The sequence below is a fragment of the Rufibacter sp. DG15C genome (assembly GCF_001577755.1).
Taxonomy (GTDB): domain Bacteria; phylum Bacteroidota; class Bacteroidia; order Cytophagales; family Hymenobacteraceae; genus Nibribacter.
The window spans coordinates 3,310,392-3,329,704 of sequence record NZ_CP010776.1; the positions used below are offsets into that span (position 1 = coordinate 3,310,392).

The following is a 19,313-nucleotide window of genomic DNA, read 5'->3' on the forward strand; positions in this document are numbered from 1 at the left end:
TATAAACGTATTCATTCTCACCTTCACAAAGTTGCACCTCCACTATACGCTTTCTTATGAAGCTTAGACTAATAGTTTTCGCCGGCCTTCTATCCTTGCAATTTCTATGGCCAACCATTGGAAAATGCTACGGCGTCCTCACCCATCAGGCCATTATAGACGTGGCCTGGGAGCCTTCCATTGTACCCATCCTAAAACGAAGGTTCCCGCAGGCTACCGCTGAGCAATTGAAAAAGGCCCACGCGCATGCCTATGGCGGGGCCATCATCCAGGACATGGGATACTATCCCTTCGGGAACGTGTTTTTCACGGACTTGACGCACTACTCCAGAAGCGGAGATTTTGTAGAAGCATTGCTACAGGAATCCACCACCATTGAAGAATACGCCTTTGCCCTGGGGGCTTTGGCGCATTACTACTCAGACAACTATGGTCATCCCATTGGCACCAACAGGGCGGTGGCCATGGTCTACCCCGAAGTGAAAGCCCAGCACGGAGAAGTGGTGACCTATGAAGAAGACCCTGCTGCTCACATAAAAACCGAGTTTGGGTTTGACGTTTTGCAGGTGGCCAGAGGCAATTATGCGCCCACTGCCTACCATGATTTTATTGGGTTTGAAGTAAGTAAGGAATTGTTGGAGCGAGCCTTTCAGAAAACGTACGGGCTTGAGTTGAAGAGTTTGTTTGTGAGTTTGGACCTGACCATTGGCACCTTCCGGAAGTCGGTAAGTTCATTGATTCCAAGTCTGACCAAGGCTGCCTGGAACCTGAAGGCCAAGGACATCCAAGCCTCCAGACAGGGCATCACCAAACGCAAGTTCCTATACCGGATTAAGAAGACAGATTACCATAAACAGTGGGGACGCGAGTACCAACGGCCCAGTTTTTTCCAAAGGGCCTTGAGTTGGCTATTGGGCGTATTGCCAAAGGTGGGTCCCAACAAAGCATTAGCGTTTAAACCACCCACGCCCGCCGCCGAGAAAGTGTTCATGGAAAGCTTTAACGTGACGTCAGATAAGTATGCTGCCCAATTAAAGAATTTAAATAATGATAAGGTAACACTCCTCAATACGGACCTGGACACCGGTGATCAGAGCAAGATTGGCACGTATGGCAAGGCAGATAAAACCTACGCCGAGCTGTTGGACAAATTAGCCAAAAACGATTTTAAGGACCTACCTGCTGAGTTGAAGAAGAACCTGCTCACCTTTTATGCCACGGCCAAAGCCCCAGCTACTACAGACAAAGAAGCTTCTAAGGACTGGGGAAAAGTGCAGGAAAACTTATCGAAACTGAAGGCAACAAGCTTATAAACATTAATTCAGGCCCGTTAAAACCAGAACCTCCGTTTTTGGTCTAGTTCTCAGGAATTAAGCCAAAAACGGAGGTTCTTTTTCACTATAATTAATTCAAAAGTAGATGCTTAAATAGCAAGCGACTTGGGCTAAGCCTCCTCCAAATCATCGGCGGGCTCCTCTATTTCTTTAGGTAGCGCTGCCGAGATAACTGGTGCGTTGAGTAGCCACTGGGTTTCCATGGTCTTGCTGGTACGAGCTCCCAGTTTTTTAAGTAGTTCTACTTTCTTGAGCAGGTTGCCGTTGCCCTCAGAGAGCTTGTTCATGGCCAGGTGGTATTTCTGCTGGCTGCGGTCCAGGTTCACGCCAATGTCCTTCAAATCCTCTAAGAAGTTGGCGAACTTGTCATACAGTTTTCCGCTTTCCTCGGCTATGCGCAAGACGTTGCGTTTCTGGCTTTCCTGTTTCCAGACGCTGGCCACGGTTCTTAAAGTTGCCAAGAGGGTGGAAGTAGTCACAAACACGATGTTCCTGTCCAGCGCTTCTAAGAACAAGTCACGGTCCTGCTGAATGGCTAGGTTAAAGGCCGGCTCAATGGGAATGTACATCAAGACAAAGTCTGGGGAGTTGACGCCGTGTAGGTGCTGGTAGTTTTTGCGGCTCAGGTCTAGGAAGTGCGTCCTGATAGACTGTATGTGACTCTTCAAATGAATCTGCTGTTGAATCTCATCCTCGCAGTTACAATACGCATCATAAGCCACCAAACTCACCTTCGAGTCAATAATTAAATGCTTGTTATCAGGTAAGTCAATGATGACGTCTGGCCTGAAGATTTTAGAATCATCATGCTGCAAGACCTGCTCGCGGCGGTAATGCACGTCCCGTTCCAGCCCAGATTTTTCCAAGAGGTTTTCCAGCAGGTATTCGCCCCAGTTGCCTTGGGCTTTCTTCTCGCCGCGGAGGGCCCTGGTCAGGTTCAAAGCATCCTGGCTCATCTGCTGGTTCAAAGAAGCCATGTACGTTATCTGCTCCTTAAGTGAAGTGGTATCCTTCAGGGTCTTCTCATAGGTCTGCTCCACCTTGCTCTCAAACTCCTTGATGCGCTCTTTTAAAGGGGATAGGACTTGCTCCAGGTTTTCCGCTGAAGCTTTCCGGAAGTGCTCGGCGTTGTTGACCAGCACTTGGTTGGACACCTGGGTGAACTGTTGCAGGAAATTCTCCCGCAGCTGGGAAAGCTCGGCGCGCTCGTCAGAGAGTTTCTGCTTGAGGTGGTAGATGTCGTTTTCGGCGCGGGTAACCTCGGCGTGCAGTTCCATCACCTTGGCCTGCTCGCGGCGTACCTGCTCCTGTAGTTTCTGGGCATCTGCTACGGCGGCTTCCTGTTGCTTTAGCGCAAACGCCTTGGCCAGCTCATGCTCCTGCACGGTCTTGCGCAACGAGGCGAGTTTGCCTTGCAGCAGGAAGTAAACCAGAACGGCACCTACCAGAAAAGCGAGCAGCGTGAGCGTGATGTCCATAATGAGATTGGGTGTTTAGCGGGAAGAACAGTTAAAGATACGGGTTTGGTGCCTCAATTCTAAAAATATTCGCAATAGTAATAGGGTTAGCAATGGTTTTAGCTGTCATAGTAGGGACAGTTGATTATCTGACGAAAGGAAGCTGAACTAGAGTGGTTACTTCTGGCCTTTCTAGGTATTAACCAGAGAGGCCAGAATTTCTTTCCAGAAAAAGGAATTCCCTCAAACTTTTAGCGTTGTCTACTACGTACGCTTGTCAAAGCGACAGGAGACCCAGACACCATGACCATGATTTTAAGAGCCAATGCGGGAATAATGCGGTTTGTGCGGCGAAAGCTGTGGGACCCCATTATGGCCTTGGCAAAACAGGGATTTACGCCCCACCAGTTAGCACTCACCATTACCCTGGGCTCCGGCTTCGGGATGATTCCGTTTATCGGCCTCACTACCATACTGTGTACCTTCTGGGCGCTCAGGTTGCGCCTCAACGTGGCTTTCACCATCTTGATTGGCTACCTAATGCAACCGTTCCAGCTGGCGTTGTATGTGCCGTTCGTAGATTTGGGTCAGACCATTTTTCCTGTTACGCCCATTCCATTCTCCTTAGAGAAGTTGATGGCCATGTTTGAGATTGACTGGATGAACGCGTTGCAGCAGGTGTGGTTTGCCAACCTGCTGGGGATTTTTGCCTGGATGCTGTGCTTCGTGCCGTTTGGGTTGGTCGTGTATTTTTCCAGCAGAAAAGTCTTGCACAAGGTGTTGCCTGCCCCTGAAGTGGTATAGTTCGTTTTCAGCCTGTTTTCTAAGAAATAGCCCAAATACGAACTGCGGTTTATACGGAGTAAATTCTGATACTTTATAAGATTCCTTTTATCTTTGAGCACCAGAAAAGAAAGAGAATGAATTACTTATCTGGTTTTACAGTTTACCCAGTACTCTCACTTATATAAATAAAATTATGATGAAAGCAGTTCTTCCCTTCGCGCTTGCTCTTTGTTTGTCTGCTTCTGCCTTCGCACAAGACAATGTGCGCCCTGCCAAACCAGGAGTGACCTACGGCAAAAAAGTAACCGCCAAGAAAGCCATTGCCATGACTGACCTGTCCACCAAGCTAGAGACGGCTCCTGAGTACAAAGGCAAGATTGAAGGCACCGTGGTAGAGGTGTGCAAGAAGAAAGGCTGTTTCATGAAATTAGAGAGACCCAACGGCGAGGCGGTGATGGTGAAATTCACGGACTATGCCTTCTTCATGCCGATGGATATTGTAGGCAAAACCGTGGTAGTGGACGGTACTGCTAAAGTAACTGAAACGACGGTGGAGCGTTTACAGCACTTCGCGAAAGACGCTGGTAAAAGTGCCGAAGAAATTGCCATGATTACCAAACCCAAGAAAGACATTGAGATTGTAGCTGATGGTGTATTGGTGGTGAAATAGCCGCTCATTCATCTTCCATATAAAACGAAAGGCATCCCAGATTTTGGGATGCCTTTCATTTTTGGGCTGGTTTCTGGAAAACAGGCCAAAAACGGATTGCCGTAGTTCCTTCTCCCTGAGGGAGAAGGCTAGGATGAGGGGGGCGGCATGGGTGATGATGTAGAGACCAGGCACTGCCTTGTCTCTAGCGCATTGCTTTCTACTGCACAAGTTAACACCCCCCTTCGCCCCCCTCAAGGGGGGAATCCTTGTTTAAAGCCCGCCTCTGTTATTCAAAGGGTTCATGCCAGGTTAGTTTAACAATCCTCGAGTATCGAATAACCAGTAACTAACAACGAATCAATTACCCTCTGGCGCAAATGCTTTTGTAGGCGCAGTATTGGCACGTTTCCAGGTCATTGGTTTTTCTGATTGGCTCTGCAGGGTCTAGCATCCGCACTACTAATTCCCGCAACAACCGCTCAGAGGTTTCCATGAAGTCTGCCGGGTTTCCCTGCGCATCTACAAAGGGCAGTTCTGAGGTTAAGACGCCCGCGCCCAAGTTCCGGAAGGAGATGATGCCGGCTTCATATTCATATTGGCTTTTAGGCAGGTTGAGTACTTTGCTTTCCAGCAAGCTTCCATTCTGTATTTCCTTGGCCAGAATGTATCGGTAGAGCCACAACTGCCGAACTTTGTCCAAATGGCGGTCATGCAGCAAGGTGGCTTCCAAGTCCTCGGGTTTTACTTTCAAACTTGGCGCCAGCACCTTGCCCGTCTTATAGTCAATCACGCGCAGGGTACGACCGCTTAAGTCAATCCTATCTGCTTTACCTGAGATTTGCACATTTACCTTTTCGCCGGAAGGCAGTTTCACCTCTAACTCCGTCTGGAGTTTGTCTTCTAGGGATAGGATATACAACGGCAATTCCTCTGAGGTTTGCAGTCCTTCCAGGTAGCGAGTGAGCAGTTGCACGGCCACTTTGTAGAGGATGAGGTTCATGCCTTGCTCGGGCAGATTGCCTAGCGTACCGCGTTTGAATTCCTCTTTCACCTTCTCAGACAAACCGGCCAGCATCTGGTCAATGTCAGCGTGCTCAATAGGCCTGGCTTCCTCGGCGAAGGGCCTGAAGTAGTCTTCCAGCACCTGGTGCACAATCGTCCCGAAGGTGTCTGCGCCCACCAGCTCATCAATCTCCTCCACTTCCTGCAACTTGGCGATGCGGGAGAAATAGTACTGGAGCGAACAGTTCACATACTGGTTCAGGTGCGAAGGGTAGAGTCCCCGTTGTAACTCGTTTTTAAGCTTGCCTAAGACCTCTTCGTCTTTCTGGATGACGATGTCTGGCTCATACTCCTTGGTGTCCAGTTGCTCCACCACGGCCGTTAATTCCCGGAAGGTGATGTTGGGGTTTTTTGGAGCCAGGTCGTGCTGTAGCTGCAAAATGAACCTTGATTTCTCACCGGAACCATAGGTGTCTGACGGCAAGACATAAAGCAAATTCACCCGCTTGGCGCGTTGCAATAAACGGTAGAAGTAATACGATGTAATGCTCTCTTGTTCAGCGTAGGTAGGCAACCCGAAGGTGCGCAACACGTCATACGGAAACAGCGAGTTTTGCTTCTTGGGCTGGGGCAGCACGTTCTCGTTTACGCTCAGGATAATGAGGTTCTCAAAGTCCAGGGCGCGGGTCTCCAGCATCCCCATGACCTGCGTAGGCGAGATGGGCTCGCCGCTGAATGGCAACTTGGTGTTGTTGATTTGCTCGTACAAAAACTTCTTGAAACTGCGCACCGATATCTTATGCTCGCGGCAGTCAAAGAGTGAGTCCAGGCGCTTGACGATGGTATAGAGAATGTAGAGATACTCGGTCTCAATGGGGTTCTCCTTTTCCAGACGGTAAATTCTGCTGAGCGCGTCTACCAGTTGGTACAGGGTATCAATGAGGTCGGTGCAGTCGTTCCAGGTCCGGAAGAGCGTGATGAACATGGGATGCTCGCGGCCCAGCTTGATGATTTCCTCGGCAGTGAGCAACACGCTGTTCTTGGCTACCATCTCATCCAGCACGTGCTGGAACAAGTCCAGGTCGGCCTCGCGCTCTGCCAGCCCGTTCAGGTACTGCTCATAGCGGCGCAAGAAGGGGTGTTGCAAGAGCTTGGTGACGGCCAGGTGGTGGTATCTGTTAATCCGGTAGCCGGTATCGGTGGGTTGCACCACGCCCGTCAAATGCACGTCAAAGAGCAGGTCAATGAGGTTGAACAGGGGAGTACCTTTAAACGATAGACCCATGGTCACGTTGTAGTCAGAGACTTCGTCTGAGATGGAGTGCAAGACCGGCAGGAGCAGGGTCTCATCTGGCAAGACAATGGCAATCTCGGCAGTTGGGTTTTGTACGCGAATCTCGCGTAATAATTGCCCGGCAATCTTGCCTTGCATGCTGGCGTTGGCCACGCCGATGGCGTTAATTTCTTTGGTGTCTGTCAGGAGCAGGTTCTGTTGCCAGTTCCACTCGGGCAGGGGCCATTTGGCTTTGTAGCGCTTCAAGAAATGCCCCGCCCGCTTGTCTGACTCCAGGTTCATGTAGAAGTCATCTGAGTCGAAAAAGACTTCGGCTTTGCCCACCGACAGCAAGGTCTGGATGATATTCTGCTCAGCCCTTGACAAGGCATTCAAACCGATGAAAATGTATTTATAGCAACCGGCGTTGCTCTGCGAAATGTCCTTGATGCGGTCGGCGACCATCCTGAAGGCCATGCCCGTGTATGCCTGCTTGTCTTTCTTAAGTTTGGCTTGAAGGGCGTTGTAGGTGCGTTCCAGGTTGGTCCAGAGCTGGAAGTACTGCTTTACATTCTCGGTGGGCGTACTGCTGCCGGGTTTGCCCGGGTCCCAGCGCTCCAGCGCCTTGGCTTCGCTCACATACTCAAACACCGCCGCCGGGTCCACCAGCTCCATGTCCATGCGCGAGAAGTCCTCCAACAAAGTAGAACTCCAGCCCACAAACTGGTCAAAATCCAACTTCGGGTCAAAGGTGAGCATGATGTCATACAGGTCCAGTTGCAGATGCAAGGGCTCCAGCACGTCTACGTTGGCCATGTTGCAGACAAACTCCTCCATGGAATAAATCTGCGGCGACCAGATACCGGTGGGCGCGGCCTCTGCCAACGCATTCTTGAAGTACAAGGTAGCCCGGCGCGTAGGCAACACAATGCACAAGTCACTGAGCTGGTCTGTGTAGGTCTGGTAAATATGGTCAGCGGCTTGCCGAAGGAAGGATTGCATGCGTGGGTAGTATCTTTGAAGGGAACGCGGAAAGTAAAGATACTACGTTTTTGGGCTGTTTTGGAGAAAGAAGGCCAAAAACGAAAGTGTATTGGAGTTAATTTGAATGACGAAAAGAAGTTTTAACGGTACTCGTGCATAATGCGAACAAGGCATATCCGAAGTTTGGCTTATGTGCTATGTTACCTGCTGGCATTCTTCTTTTTCATTTACTATCAGTTTCAACTGTGCAGATTCTATCTATTAACCAATCATTAATTCATAGATAAGAAAGATGCTGGATATTCCACCTAATACCAATAGAACATAAAGGACTATTCTTACTTCTTCGCTCTTATCTGCACGCTCTGAAAAGAATGCACGAACTGAGATTATTAAAGCAAATAATGAAAACAGAAGAAATACAGGTGCTATTCCACTGAACCATGCAGGAACTAATAATGATAAAAAAGCTGCTAAGCCCAGTTTCTTGTTTCCCATTAACTGTTTTTTCTCCCTTCAATTCTTCGGATATTTCTTTCTTTCTCTGATTACTGCTTACTGGTAACTAGTTTCTAAAAGGAGGTATTCGGCTTATCTGCACTATGTATGGAGGAAAATTTACGGTTAATGGTCGTTTCTGACAGATAACCGTAATTGGACTAACGAATATACTTTATAGCTGCCGTTTAATAAACTTAATCCGTTTTTGGCCTGATTTACAGAAAACAGGCCAAAAACGGATTCGCTCATTCACAGGCTATAGTGAGATTGTCGTCATTAAATTTTTACCTCTAATATTAGTCCGTTTTGTTAAATCAGATTGGCCTTCGTTAAAATGATGGGTGCTTTATCAGTGATGAGAATGGTGTGCTCATGCTGGGCCACGTGTCCGCCTCTGTTGCCGACTAAGGTCCAGCCGTCGCCGTTTTCTGTGGCAATGGTGCTGTGCGTAGAGATAAAGGTTTCTATGGCTACCACTGAGTTTTTCTTGAAGCGCTCCCGGTTGCTGGGGTCATAGTAATTCAGGATACCTTCGGGGGATTCATGCAAGGAGCGGCCCACGCCGTGGCCGGCCAAATTCTTGATGACTTTGAAGCCTGCTTTCTTCGCCTCGGTTTCTATGATTCTGCCCACTTCTGCAACGCGTACGCCGCCTCTTATGTGCTGAATGGCTTTGTTCAGGATTTTCTGAGATGCTTTTACCAATGGCGACAGTTGCTGAAGGTCTTGCCCCAAGATAAAGGAACCACCGTTGTCAGCATAGAAACCATTGAGTTCAGCGGACACGTCAATGTTCACCAAGTCACCTTCCTGCAACACGGTGTTCTTGGAGGGAATACCATGGGCTACCTCTTTGTTCACGCTAATGCAGGTGTACCCCGGAAAGTCATACATCAGTTTAGGTGCAGGTTGGGCACCAAACTGTTGTAACACTTGAAAGCCGAAATCATCAAGCTCCTGCGTGGTCATTCCGGGTGTAGCATGTTCGCGCATGAGCCGCAAAGTGGTGGCAACTACTTCACTAATCTTATGGATTCCGGCTAAATCTGCCTGTGATTCTATGGACATGTTGTTAAAGTTAGGCTAAGCGTTTGTTCAGGCAGTCATAAGTGGCCTTTGCTTCTCTGCATTTTATGATATTTTGTTAAACGTTATTTTTCACAAATTTCTTTCAATTTATCTAAGGCTTTCGGGTAGGACTCGTTCATATAGTCTACAAAATCTTCGGTGGTGTCTAAGTCAACCGTAACGGTGGTTGCGCCATTGTTATCTGTGAAGGTGTAGTTTTCAAAACCGTTGGCCCATTTCTCTACGTCTGGTCCTTCTGTAATTTCCTGGTCAGCTTTGACAAGTCCGTAGTGCTGAATGGATACAAATTGGTTGGGAATGTTTTCAGCTATCTTGGAAACCATCCCGCCCTTTTCTCCTTGCTCATCCACGCCCACAAATAGAATTTTATTACCCTTGTCCCAACTTCCTTCATAGGTAGAGGTAGGGTTAAACAAAGAAGTCCATTGCTCATAGGTTGACTTACTGTTGATGCCCAGCATCATTTCATAAACCTTAGCCACCGGTGCATTGATGCTCACTGTGTATTGTAACTTTTTCATAGTATTCGTTTGTGTTTAAATTAATCTTGAGAAGGGTTATTTACAATCACTATAATCAGTCCTTTTACTTAGGGTATACTTATGGATAACCCTGAAGAAAGGACTCCCAACCTATGGTTGATTGTCTCTTTGTTAGATACCCGCAAGTGGACTTCCGAATATACAACGTAGTTCATAACAATGAAAAATCCGTTTTTGGCCTCCTTTTCAGAAAAGAGGCCAAAAACGGATTTCACCATATCTTGTGGGTTCCCTTACCGCTGCACCAACTGGCCTTCTTTCAATTGAAGTACTTCGGCGGTGTAGGCGCGCATCTCCTGGCAGAGTTGTGGGTCATCTGACAGAGAGATGCCCAACGATGGAATCATTTCCTTGAACTTGGCCTGCCATTCGGGACTTTTGGCTTGCACCGGGAAGCATCTTTGAATTAAGTCCACCATGATGGACACGGCGGTAGAAGCACCCGGTGAGGCGCCCAGCAAGGCCGCAATAGAGCCGTCTGCCGAAGCCACCACTTCCGTCCCGAACTCCAACACGCCGCCTTTGTCTTTGTCTTTTTTGATGACCTGCACCCGTTGACCGGCCATTTCCAGTTCCCAGTCCTCGGGCCTGGCGGTGGGTACATATTCACGCAAGGCAGCTACGCGGTCCTCTGGCGACTGCATCACCTGCCCAATGAGGTATTTGGTCAAGGGTATATTGGTATAGCCCGCGGCCAGCATGGGTCTTAGGTTGTTGACCTTAATGGAGAATGGCAAGTCGAAGAACGAGCCTTTCTTTAGGAATTTAGTCGTAAAGCCGGCGTAGGGACCGAACAGCAAAGCCCGCTTGCCGTTTATCATGCGCGTGTCCAGGTGCGGCACACTCATAGGCGGCGAACCCACGCTGGCCTTGCCGTATACCTTGGCCGAGTGCATGGCAATAACCTCTGGATTGGTACATTTGAGCCACTGGCCGCTCACCGGGAAGCCACCAAAACCATCGGCCTCTGGAATGCCCGAGGCCAACAGCAAGGGCAAGGACCCGCCGCCCGCGCCAATGAAGACAAACTTAGCCCGTACCCGCTTCTTCTCATCTGTGTTGATATCTTTGACCCGTATCCGCCAACGTTTATCTGACTCTGTGTCCTTCTGCCGAAGCTTGCGCACCTCATGGTTCAGGTACAAGGTCACGCCCTCCATGGCCTGCAGTTCTTTGAACATGAAACGCGTTAAACACCCGAAGTTCACATCGGTGCCCGCGTCCATTTTAGTGGCGGCCACTTTCTCATCTTGCGCACGGCCCGCCATGATCAAGGGCATCCATTGGGCCAACTGCTGTGGGTCTTCTGAGTATTGCATGCCCTGGAACAGGGGCGAGGTAATCATGGCCTCGTAGCGGGTACGCAGGAAGTTCACGTTGTCCTGTCCCCACACAAAGCTCATGTGCGGCACGGAGTTGATGAAGTCTTTGGGCGGAGATTTGATGATGCCGCTCTTCACCAGAAAGGCCCAGAACTGGCGCGACTGCTCAAACCATTCGGCAATGACGTCTGCCTTGGTGATGTCCACAGAGCCGTCTGGCTTCTGCGGCGTATAGTTGAGCTCACAGAACGCCGAGTGGCCCGTGCCCGCGTTGTTCCAGGCGTCAGAGCTTTCGGCGGCTACTTCGCCCAGGCGTTCATATATTTCAATGGTGAGGTTGGGTTGCAGTTGCTTGAGCATGATGCCCAGCGTGGCGCTCATGATGCCCGCACCAATCAGCACTACATCTGGCTCGGTAACCTGAATATCTTTTTTATCTGTAAACATAGTCTTCTTTCTAGCTCCCTCAGAATACGAGGAAACCAGTAGAAAGTGTTTTGAAACGGATTAGCTAGAAAGAGAAAGCGTTTTTGGCTTGTTTTCTGGAAAAGAGGCTAAAAATGATTTTTTAACAGCCCATAGGTACTTCAAAACGCACAAGTTTGGAAACTGATTTTCCGGTTGTTTTATGGGTGCCAGAGATTCTTAATAAATAATGGCTAAGACTTACCCCACTTGGATAGTCCTTCACAGATTTCACATTTTTAATATGCTTCACCCATTCTTCCCCACATTCCTTACTCACTGCCGCTTTTAACTCGTCTAGGTTTACTTCAGGAAAGCGTTCCCAATCTGCTTCGGTGTATTTATTAGCAATGTAGTAACCCTGCTTATTTGCTTTCAAAGTATCCCATGGTGACTTGTGGTGTTTCCAGTTTAAAAGGTCACAGTGTGGGCCCTCATCCATAATAGTAGCGCTTGTTTCAAAAGCTTGCTCTATAATTATATTTTCTAAGGTGTTAGAGGCTATGATTACTGTCTGTCCTTCTAAAGTCTCAGTGAAGTCAGTGAATACATCAATAGTATCATTGTCTAGAACGTTCCTGAATTTTTCGCTTTGGTCCACATAATCGTCAGAGACCATAAATCTATTTATGGTAACAGAAAACTCTTCAAACTTTAAAGTCATGGTAGTGTCTTCAAAGGAGAGTTCTCTGACCGGGTTAATAACAGTCTTATACTTTTCTTGGAGGGCGAGAGAAGTAGCAAAATAACTGCTGTCAAAAGGCGTTTTAAGAGCCTCTACAGTAGGAGTTGCCTCTTCTTTAGCTGGCTTTTTGTTACATGAACACATTAGTGAGGCGAACAGTAAAGCAATAAAAGTTGAAAGTTTATATTTCATAAATAACAAAGGGTATTTTTAACATCTTTTCCCAAAAACAGGTTAAAAACGATTACTCCACTACTTCACCCACATACTCCCATTCGTCCACGCGCTCTTCCTCAAAATAATACACCACGCAGGTAGTCTTACTGAAGACCAATTTTCGGAACAAGGCGGCGTAAGAGTTAAGGTTGTCCACATATTCTTGCTTGGCCGGCGGAAGCTTGTAGTCAATGAGGGTCACGTCACCAGTCTCCCCGAATACAATGCGGTCTGGTTTGTAGCGGTTGGTGCGGACGTCCAGCACTTCGCGCTCGTTCTCCACGCTCATGCTCCGGCTAAAGTAGCGTTGCATCTGCGGGTGGTGGAGCACGTGGTCTACCAGTTGGGTAAGAGTAGGTAATTCGCGCTGGGAGATAATGCCTTGCTTCACTAACTGCCTTAAGGCCTTAGGCGCTTCATCTGCATAGGAAATCAAGGCCAGGGCATAGTGCAGTTTGCGGTTCCAGCGGCGGTGTTCCTGCTGGGTCTCAAAGTCGAAGACGTTGTTGGCGTGCTGTTTCAGTTTCAGGTTCTGGGCCCAGTCCGCGGAGGTAAATTTGTCCAGTACGTACACGTCTTCTGAGATGGGGTTGTGGTGCACCGCTTGTTGAGCGCCTCTTGATAACTGATAGCAGTATTGGCCGTCTTGCCACAGGTCTTTGTTTTGCAGGAACCTGTGTAGCCAATAGCTTACATTCTTTTGGTTTCCGCCTTTGGTAAAATCCTGGGCCTTGGCAATGAGGTACAGACGGTCCACGGGGCGGGTGAGGGCCACGTAGAGCATGTTCAGGTTCTCAATAAAAGTTTTCTCCAGCTTCTGGGCGTATTGCTCGTGCAAGGCAGTCTGCTCCAGTTTCTTGTTCAAAGTCACCACGGCGGTGCGAAGTTTGCTGTCGCCGGCCACGCTGGCTGGGAGCGTACCCCAGAGCAGGGAAGAGGTTTGCGGCTCCAGGCTCCAGTCACAGAACGGCACAATCACCACGGGGTAATCCAGGCCCTTTGCTTTGTGGATGCTGGTGATGGTAATGGCGTCGCGGTCTTTGGGCGTGTTGATGCTTAGGTGCTCTTTGTGCAGGTCCCAATACTCCAGAAAATTGTTGAGGTTGTTGCTGTTCTTGAGCGTGTATTCCAAGACCAAATCCAGGAACCGGAACAGGTACTCGCACTCGTTGTTCTTGCCCAACAAGTCAAAGACGCGTATCAACTTCTCGGTGAGCTCATAGATGGACAAGTTGCCGGCGTCGCGGTAGGCAATGTCAAAGCCCTGCTCTTGTAAAAACTGGAAGAACGGGTCAATGCTGGGGTGCGTGGCCAACCAGGCAATCTTGTTGGTGGTCACGTTGTCGGGCAGCTCCTGGTGTACCACCTTGTAGACCAGATACAGCGCCTGCGAACGCGCCAATCCGTTGGCTGGTTGGTTGAGCAACCTGAAGAAGGAAATAATCAAATTGATGACCTCGGCGAACTGCAAGGACAGTGAATCCTGGGAGATAATGTCATATTTCTTCTGCTTCAGGAAGTTGGCCACCAGCTTGCTGTTGCGGTTGGTACGGCTCAAGATGGCAATGTCCCGCGGCGCATAACCATCCGCCTGGGCCTGTTGCACCATTTGCAACACCAGCTGCAAGGTGCTTTCCTGGTAGGAGAGCAGGTCCTCTGGCGCGTAGCCTTCGTAGATTTCCTCGGTTTGCCGGCAGGCCTCTAAATCAAATTGCAAAGGCTGAACGTCATCTTTGGTGAACAACACCTGCAAATGCGCCTGTCCTGTATTTTTTCCCGCTGGTAATTCCTGTTTAAAGCCTTCGTCATAGATGGCCTGTAATAGTTGGAACTGCGGATTGGCTTGGCTAATAAACCAGAACAGCTCATTGTTGAAGGTGATGATTTCGGGAGCGCTTCTATAGTTGATACCCAATCGCTCCGGAGAAATGGTCCAGTTGAGGGTGTCATAGCGCGGGGCCACGTTCTCCTCAAACCGGGAGTTCTCATACAGGTGGTGCGTCTGCTTGCGGTGTAGGTGCAGAATCTGCTCCATCTCACCGCCGCGCCAGCCGTAAATGGCCTGTTTGGCATCACCCACCACCATGTTAAAGCCGCCGCCACTCAGGGCATTCTCCACCAAAGGCAAGAGGTTGTTCCATTGCAACACCGAAGTGTCCTGAAACTCATCAATCAAGATGTGCTGGTACCGTTCACCTAGCCGTTCATAGATGAAGGGAATGGGCTCCTGCAAGACAATCTCCGTGATGCGCTTGTTGAATTCTGAGATGTGGACCAGGTTCTTGTCCAGCTTAATCTCCTGGATGCACCGCTCTAACTCACTCAACACGCTTAGCTTGTATAAGTGGGGGAGCATGGAGGAGATGAGGATGTGGTTCTGCGTTTCGCGCTCCTTCAGTTCCTCTATGCCGCGGTATAGTTCAGACAGTCTGCCTTTGATTTGGTCCAGGCTGACCTTGGCGCCGGTGCTGGCTTTGGCGCTAGGCCATTTGTCATCATTGACCGTTTTGCTGGCGTTGCTGTTAGAAGTGGTGATGTCAAAGGCTGCGTTCCATTTCCTGAAGTAGGAGTAGATGCCGCGGTCCCCGTAGTACATTTCCTCGGGCTGGATGTTGTGCGTCTGAATCAGGTCAAAGGCCTCTTGCGCCAAGGCCTGAATCTGCTTTTCAATGCCTTGTTTTTGAGTGAATAAATCACTTCGTATCTTATTGAAATCCTGAAGGGTAAGTGCTCCTATATCAAGTAGATGTTCATAGGTATGCTCATTTAACAAGTGCCGGGCAAACTCCGCTAATTCTTCCGGAAGGTTGTTCCAACTTTTGCCTTCTTCAGCTTTCTCCAGGGCATATTGTTGCAGAGTTTCTGCGAGGAGTTTGTTGTCTGCGTGGGTGTTTACTTTGTTCAAGAGCAGGCTCACGGCGGTGCTCAAAAGCGTCTGCGCGTCCATGTCCACCTCAAAGTTGTGTGGCAGTTTTAACTCGGTGGTAAAAGCGCTCACCACCCGGTTTACGAAGGAGTCAATGGTGCTCACCGCAAACTCTGAGTAGTGAAAGAGAAGATGGTCAAACACCCGCGTCGCTCTGCCTCGCAATGCCTCTTCGGTCAGGTTAGGCTGGTCGTACTCTTTCTGTATCTCAAGTAATATGTTAATAAGAAGCTGGTCGCTCTTGGCTTTGTCCTTGTCAGACTGTTGAGCATCGTTAAATCCGCGCAAGGCCCCCAAGATTCGGGTCTTCATTTCCTGCGCCGCGTCATTGGTGAACGTGATGGCCAAAATGTTCTTGTAGTAAGAGACATCCTCGCTCTGCAAGGCCAGCTTCAGGTATTCCTTGGTGAGCTGGTACGTCTTGCCAGAGCCGGCAGAAGAGGAGTATATTTTAAAAGTGGCAGGCACAGATTAAATTAAGAATTAACAAGTAGGAATGAATAATCAAGAATTGAAAAACGTCAATCTTTAATTGGTATCAGCAATTAACAATTAGCAATCACTAATTCGTTTTTCAGGTGTTTTAGCGAAAATAGGCAAAAAACGGCTAAGGCAGATGGGGTTTGTTGTAACTCTCAGAAAGTGAAGAGGGTAGGGGAGGGGTGAATAGGAAAAGGCCAGGCGGTGAGACGCTTTCACGTCTTTACCCCTGGCCTTTTAAATAGCCTGGAATGGCTATTGTCCGTCCCTTTTAAATGCAGCTGCAGTGACCAGCTAAATCCACGAGTACAATAGGATATGGATTCATAGAAGGGAAATTAACAAGTCATTAAAAAGGACGGTAGAGAGACACTTTACTTACATTAAAATCTTTACAGCTTGCCAGCTAGTGGTATACCACCATCAAGAGATAGATTAGACGGCCTTTCTTAAACTTTCAGTCATGCCAAATTCAGAGTGACCCAGGGTGACGACAATGCGGGCCAACTGCTTGGTGAGCTTGCAGCTCAAGAAGGTCTGTTTTTCTATAGGATGCAGTTCAACGGAATCTACCACCAGAAAGTCGTTGAGCTCAATGAGTTCATCAAAGGAATTCTTGAGCCGGGTGACTGATCGGTCATAGTTTGGGTCATCATCTAGGGCCATTACTTCGCCAATTACATAACTATACCGTAACCGGGCTTCCATAATGTATCTGCACAGCCGGCCAATGTTGCCGGGTTCCAGGTCTGAAATCAACGCCAGGAACAGTTGCTTTTTGTGGGAAAAATCATCCACAAAAGAATTAGATGCGCTAAAAGGCATCGTTTTTAGGTGACACCCCTGCACCATCTTGTCCCGTAAAATCTGGGAGTACGCCTTGAACGCTAGAGAGCCATACGCAATGAGATGGACTTCTCTATCATTCTTTGAGATAGAAGTGAAGTGGAACATTAGTCCGTTAGAAATGTGTCTGCAGCCGCTCTTAATTCAGCCTCAATGCGGGTCGTTGCTACGCGTGAGCAAGACAAGTGGGGTTTGTTGTCTGCTGTGGAATGCTCCTTAAGGGATATGTATAGATACGATTTTAAAAACCCAAAGTCAAGTAAAGTATATAAAAAACTTGGAATTATACCATACAAAAAGGAGATTCTTGTTTATGTATAAAAATGTATACATATATTTTCCAGAATACTTGCCAGATTATATATATGTGACAAAATTCTTTATCTATAATTGAGCCATCTATGAATGTAAAATACTCTTACTCAAAGAATAAAATTTATAGAAAAATGGACAGGATGTTAATTTTAAAGTCCTCTTTATTTGTTTTACCATAGGTGGCACACCAAGTCCCTGAATAGAAGTATATTAGGAACTGGCTATTTTTTTGCGTACCTTTGCCCCACAATACACGCCGAGACTCCGTTTGGTCTCATTTTTTGGCAGAACGCACTTCTCAAGCACTCCTCTATGCGGTTTCTCCGCAACGAAATCTTGATAAATGACGAATACCCTAGGGCAGGTGTATTGTCTTTATATATCACACTATCAATAATTAATGGAAAGAATTAAATTCCAGGAGCTTTCGCTATCGGAAGAGATGCAACGTGCTATCGTTGACTTAGGCTATGAAGAAGCCTCTCCTATTCAAACTGCCGCCATCCCTGTGTTGCTGGAAGGCCGCGACGTGATTGGCCAGGCCCAGACTGGTACCGGCAAAACCGCCGCTTTCGCCATCCCTACTATTGAAGGCATTGACCCTAACAACCGCGAGGTACAGGCGTTGATTCTTTGCCCAACCCGTGAGTTGGCTATTCAGGTGGCTGAAGAGATCTTAAAACTTTGTAAATACAAAAAAGGCATCAGCGTAGTGCCTATCTATGGTGGTCAGCCCTATGACCGTCAGTTACGCGCCCTAAAACAAGGGGTACAGATCGTGATCGGGACGCCTGGTCGCGTGATGGACCACATTGAAAGAGGAACCCTTAGACTAGAGACCACAAAAACCATCATCCTGGATGAGGCTGATGAGATGTTGGACATGGGCTTTAGAGAAGATATTGAGTTTGTCTTGACCAAGATGCCAGAAACCCGCCAGACGGTGTTCTTCTCGGCTACCATGAGCAAGCCCATCATGGAGTTGACGCGCAAGTACCAAACCAATCCTGAGATTGTGAAGGTAGTGCACCAGCAGTTGACCGTGACCAACATTGAGCAGATCTATTTTGAAGTGCGCAGCAGCGGTAAGATGGAGGTAACTACCCGTCTTATTGACATGTATAACTTCAAGGTGGTGATCATCTTCTGTAACACCAAGCGTATGGTAGATGAGCTGGTGAGCAACCTACAGGCCCGTGGCTATTTTGCTGACGGTTTGCATGGTGACTTGAACCAGAACCAGCGTACCAACGTGATGAACAAGTTCAAAGCGGGTACTTTGGAGATTCTAGTGGCCACAGACGTTGCCGCCCGCGGTATTGACGTGGACAACGTAGAAGCGGTGATCAACTATGACTTGCCACAAGACGAGGAAAACTACGTGCACCGCATTGGCCGTACGGGCCGTGCCGGTAAATCTGGTAAAGCCTTCTCTTTTGTAGCAGGCAGAGACCTATACAAGCTGCGTGACATTGAGCGCTTCACCAAAGCCAAGATTGTTCGTCAGCCGGTGCCTACGTATGAAGACGTAGCCGAAGTACGCACTACCCTGGTCTTGGACCAAGTGAAGGATGTGATTGAAAAAGGTGGTCTGGCTAAGCACGTGGTGAAAATTGAGCGTCTGATTGACCAGGATTTCACTACCCTAGATATTGCAGCCGCTTTGTTGAAGCTGTTAATGAAAGACACCAAAACCAAAGAGAAAGGCGCCGAAGCCAATGAAAGCAAAGGCGGCCCTAAACCAGGTTTTGACCGTCTGTTCATCACCCTTGGCAAGAAAGATCGTCTGCACCCTAAGGACTTGGTAGACATCATGACTGATAATACCAGCATACCTGGTAACAAGGTGGGTGATATTGACCTATATGACCGTTTCTCTTTTGTGGAGGTGCCTTCTGAGTACACGCAAGAGATCTTGGAAAGACTGGGCATGACCGAAATCAACGGCATGACCGTTAAATTCCAGAAAGCCGAGAAGAAAACCATGGACCCTGCTGAAGGCGGCCGTGAGTTGCAAGAACTAGAGGATCGTCCTAGAAAATTCTATGACAAGCCTTTTGGCGGCGGCGGTGGAGACCGTGGCGGCAACAGAGGTGGCTTTGGTGGAGACCGCGGTGGTTACGGCGGAGGAAACAGAGGCGGTGGAGATCGTGGAGGCAGCCGTGGCGGCTTCGGCGGTGGAGACCGTGACCGTGGAGGCGACAGAGGCGGTTCGCGTGGTGGTGACAGAGGTGGAAGCCGCTTTGGTGGTGGAGACCGTGACCGCGGCGGAAACAGCGGCGGAGGCTTCCGTGAAAGAAAAAGAAGAGATTTCTAAAATATTTTCATAAATACTGTAACCCTAGCTAAAAGCCTTCCGTTTAAATGAGGGACAGAGCTTAAAAGTTAATAAAGGGTTTAGTATCTGTTTTAAAATAATGGCCGCACCTAGAATGCGG

Annotated in this window: 13 protein-coding genes; 4 read left to right on the top strand and 9 right to left on the bottom strand. The window is 48.5% G+C overall.

The window, feature by feature from the left end; translation table 11 throughout:
* The first annotated feature begins 56 nt into the window (after positions 1–56).
* Positions 57–1,313 carry a zinc dependent phospholipase C family protein gene (locus TH61_RS14175; protein WP_066510705.1) on the top strand — a complete coding sequence of 419 codons (1,257 nt, stop codon included), beginning with the start codon at positions 57–59 and terminating at the stop codon, positions 1,311–1,313.
* Between the two features lie 131 nt (positions 1,314–1,444).
* Here the strand turns inward: TH61_RS14175 and rmuC are convergent, their stop codons facing one another.
* Positions 1,445–2,812 (bottom strand): DNA recombination protein RmuC, encoded by a 1,368-nt coding sequence (gene rmuC / locus TH61_RS14180; RefSeq protein WP_082780386.1) that lies wholly within the window; start codon positions 2,810–2,812, stop codon positions 1,445–1,447.
* A gap of 282 nt (positions 2,813–3,094) precedes the next feature.
* On the opposite strand from rmuC, the gene TH61_RS14185 reads away from it, so the two are divergent.
* On the top strand, positions 3,095–3,595 hold the full coding sequence (locus TH61_RS14185) for a DUF2062 domain-containing protein (protein WP_066510707.1): 501 nt from the start codon (positions 3,095–3,097) through the stop codon (positions 3,593–3,595).
* Between the two features lie 175 nt (positions 3,596–3,770).
* Complete coding sequence (locus TH61_RS14190) at positions 3,771–4,247, top strand: DUF4920 domain-containing protein (RefSeq protein WP_066510710.1); 477 nt, start codon at positions 3,771–3,773, stop codon at positions 4,245–4,247.
* Positions 4,248–4,590: 343 nt separating this feature from the next.
* Here TH61_RS14190 and TH61_RS14195 read toward each other — a convergent pair whose 3' ends face one another.
* The 8 genes from TH61_RS14195 to TH61_RS14230 all read right to left on the bottom strand — a co-directional run bounded on the left by TH61_RS14195 (position 4,591) and on the right by TH61_RS14230 (position 16,539).
* Positions 4,591–7,506: a PD-(D/E)XK nuclease family protein gene (locus TH61_RS14195; RefSeq protein ID WP_066510714.1), complete on the bottom strand. Its 2,916-nt coding sequence runs from the start codon at positions 7,504–7,506 to the stop codon at positions 4,591–4,593.
* 243 nt (positions 7,507–7,749) lie between these two features.
* Positions 7,750–7,986, bottom strand: a complete 237-nt coding sequence (locus TH61_RS14200) for a hypothetical protein (RefSeq protein WP_066510715.1) — start codon at positions 7,984–7,986, stop codon at positions 7,750–7,752.
* Between the two features lie 312 nt (positions 7,987–8,298).
* The gene (map, locus tag TH61_RS14205; protein WP_066510717.1) at positions 8,299–9,057 is read right to left on the bottom strand and encodes a type I methionyl aminopeptidase; all 759 of its coding nucleotides are present in this window, start codon (positions 9,055–9,057) and stop codon (positions 8,299–8,301) included.
* Between the two features lie 83 nt (positions 9,058–9,140).
* The gene (locus TH61_RS14210) at positions 9,141–9,599 is read right to left on the bottom strand and encodes a tungsten formylmethanofuran dehydrogenase (protein ID WP_066510719.1); all 459 of its coding nucleotides are present in this window, start codon (positions 9,597–9,599) and stop codon (positions 9,141–9,143) included.
* Positions 9,600–9,853: 254 nt separating this feature from the next.
* A complete protein-coding gene (locus TH61_RS14215) occupies positions 9,854–11,428 on the bottom strand; it encodes a malate:quinone oxidoreductase (protein WP_255360037.1) in 1,575 nt (524 codons plus the stop codon).
* A gap of 82 nt (positions 11,429–11,510) precedes the next feature.
* Complete coding sequence (locus tag TH61_RS14220) at positions 11,511–12,284, bottom strand: hypothetical protein (protein ID WP_066510723.1); 774 nt, start codon at positions 12,282–12,284, stop codon at positions 11,511–11,513.
* A 52-nt stretch (positions 12,285–12,336) separates the two neighbouring features.
* A complete protein-coding gene (locus TH61_RS14225) occupies positions 12,337–15,702 on the bottom strand; it encodes an exodeoxyribonuclease V subunit beta (protein ID WP_066510725.1) in 3,366 nt (1,121 codons plus the stop codon).
* 447 nt (positions 15,703–16,149) lie between these two features.
* Positions 16,150–16,539, bottom strand: a complete 390-nt coding sequence (locus TH61_RS14230; protein WP_066510727.1) for a hypothetical protein — start codon at positions 16,537–16,539, stop codon at positions 16,150–16,152.
* 736 nt (positions 16,540–17,275) lie between these two features.
* On the opposite strand from TH61_RS14230, the gene TH61_RS14235 reads away from it, so the two are divergent.
* Positions 17,276–19,192, top strand: coding sequence for a DEAD/DEAH box helicase (locus tag TH61_RS14235; RefSeq protein ID WP_066510728.1), 1,917 nt, complete (start codon positions 17,276–17,278; stop codon positions 19,190–19,192).
* The last annotated feature ends 121 nt before the right edge of the window (positions 19,193–19,313 follow it).

What these genes read in the sequence shown, in the direction of transcription:
- TH61_RS14195 (WP_066510714.1), bottom strand. Translation starts at nt 7,506, where the DNA reads ATGCAATCCTTCCTTCGGCAAGCCGCTGACCATATTTACCAGACCTAC.
- TH61_RS14185 (WP_066510707.1), top strand. Translation starts at nt 3,095, where the DNA reads ATGACCATGATTTTAAGAGCCAATGCGGGAATAATGCGGTTTGTGCGG.
- TH61_RS14210 (WP_066510719.1), bottom strand. Translation starts at nt 9,599, where the DNA reads ATGAAAAAGTTACAATACACAGTGAGCATCAATGCACCGGTGGCTAAG.
- TH61_RS14235 (WP_066510728.1), top strand. Translation starts at nt 17,276, where the DNA reads ATGGAAAGAATTAAATTCCAGGAGCTTTCGCTATCGGAAGAGATGCAA.
- map (WP_066510717.1), bottom strand. Translation starts at nt 9,057, where the DNA reads ATGTCCATAGAATCACAGGCAGATTTAGCCGGAATCCATAAGATTAGT.
- TH61_RS14220 (WP_066510723.1), bottom strand. Translation starts at nt 12,284, where the DNA reads ATGAAATATAAACTTTCAACTTTTATTGCTTTACTGTTCGCCTCACTA.
- TH61_RS14175 (WP_066510705.1), top strand. Translation starts at nt 57, where the DNA reads ATGAAGCTTAGACTAATAGTTTTCGCCGGCCTTCTATCCTTGCAATTT.
- TH61_RS14200 (WP_066510715.1), bottom strand. Translation starts at nt 7,986, where the DNA reads ATGGGAAACAAGAAACTGGGCTTAGCAGCTTTTTTATCATTATTAGTT.
- rmuC (WP_082780386.1), bottom strand. Translation starts at nt 2,812, where the DNA reads ATGGACATCACGCTCACGCTGCTCGCTTTTCTGGTAGGTGCCGTTCTG.
- TH61_RS14230 (WP_066510727.1), bottom strand. Translation starts at nt 16,539, where the DNA reads ATGCCTTTTAGCGCATCTAATTCTTTTGTGGATGATTTTTCCCACAAA.
- TH61_RS14190 (WP_066510710.1), top strand. Translation starts at nt 3,771, where the DNA reads ATGATGAAAGCAGTTCTTCCCTTCGCGCTTGCTCTTTGTTTGTCTGCT.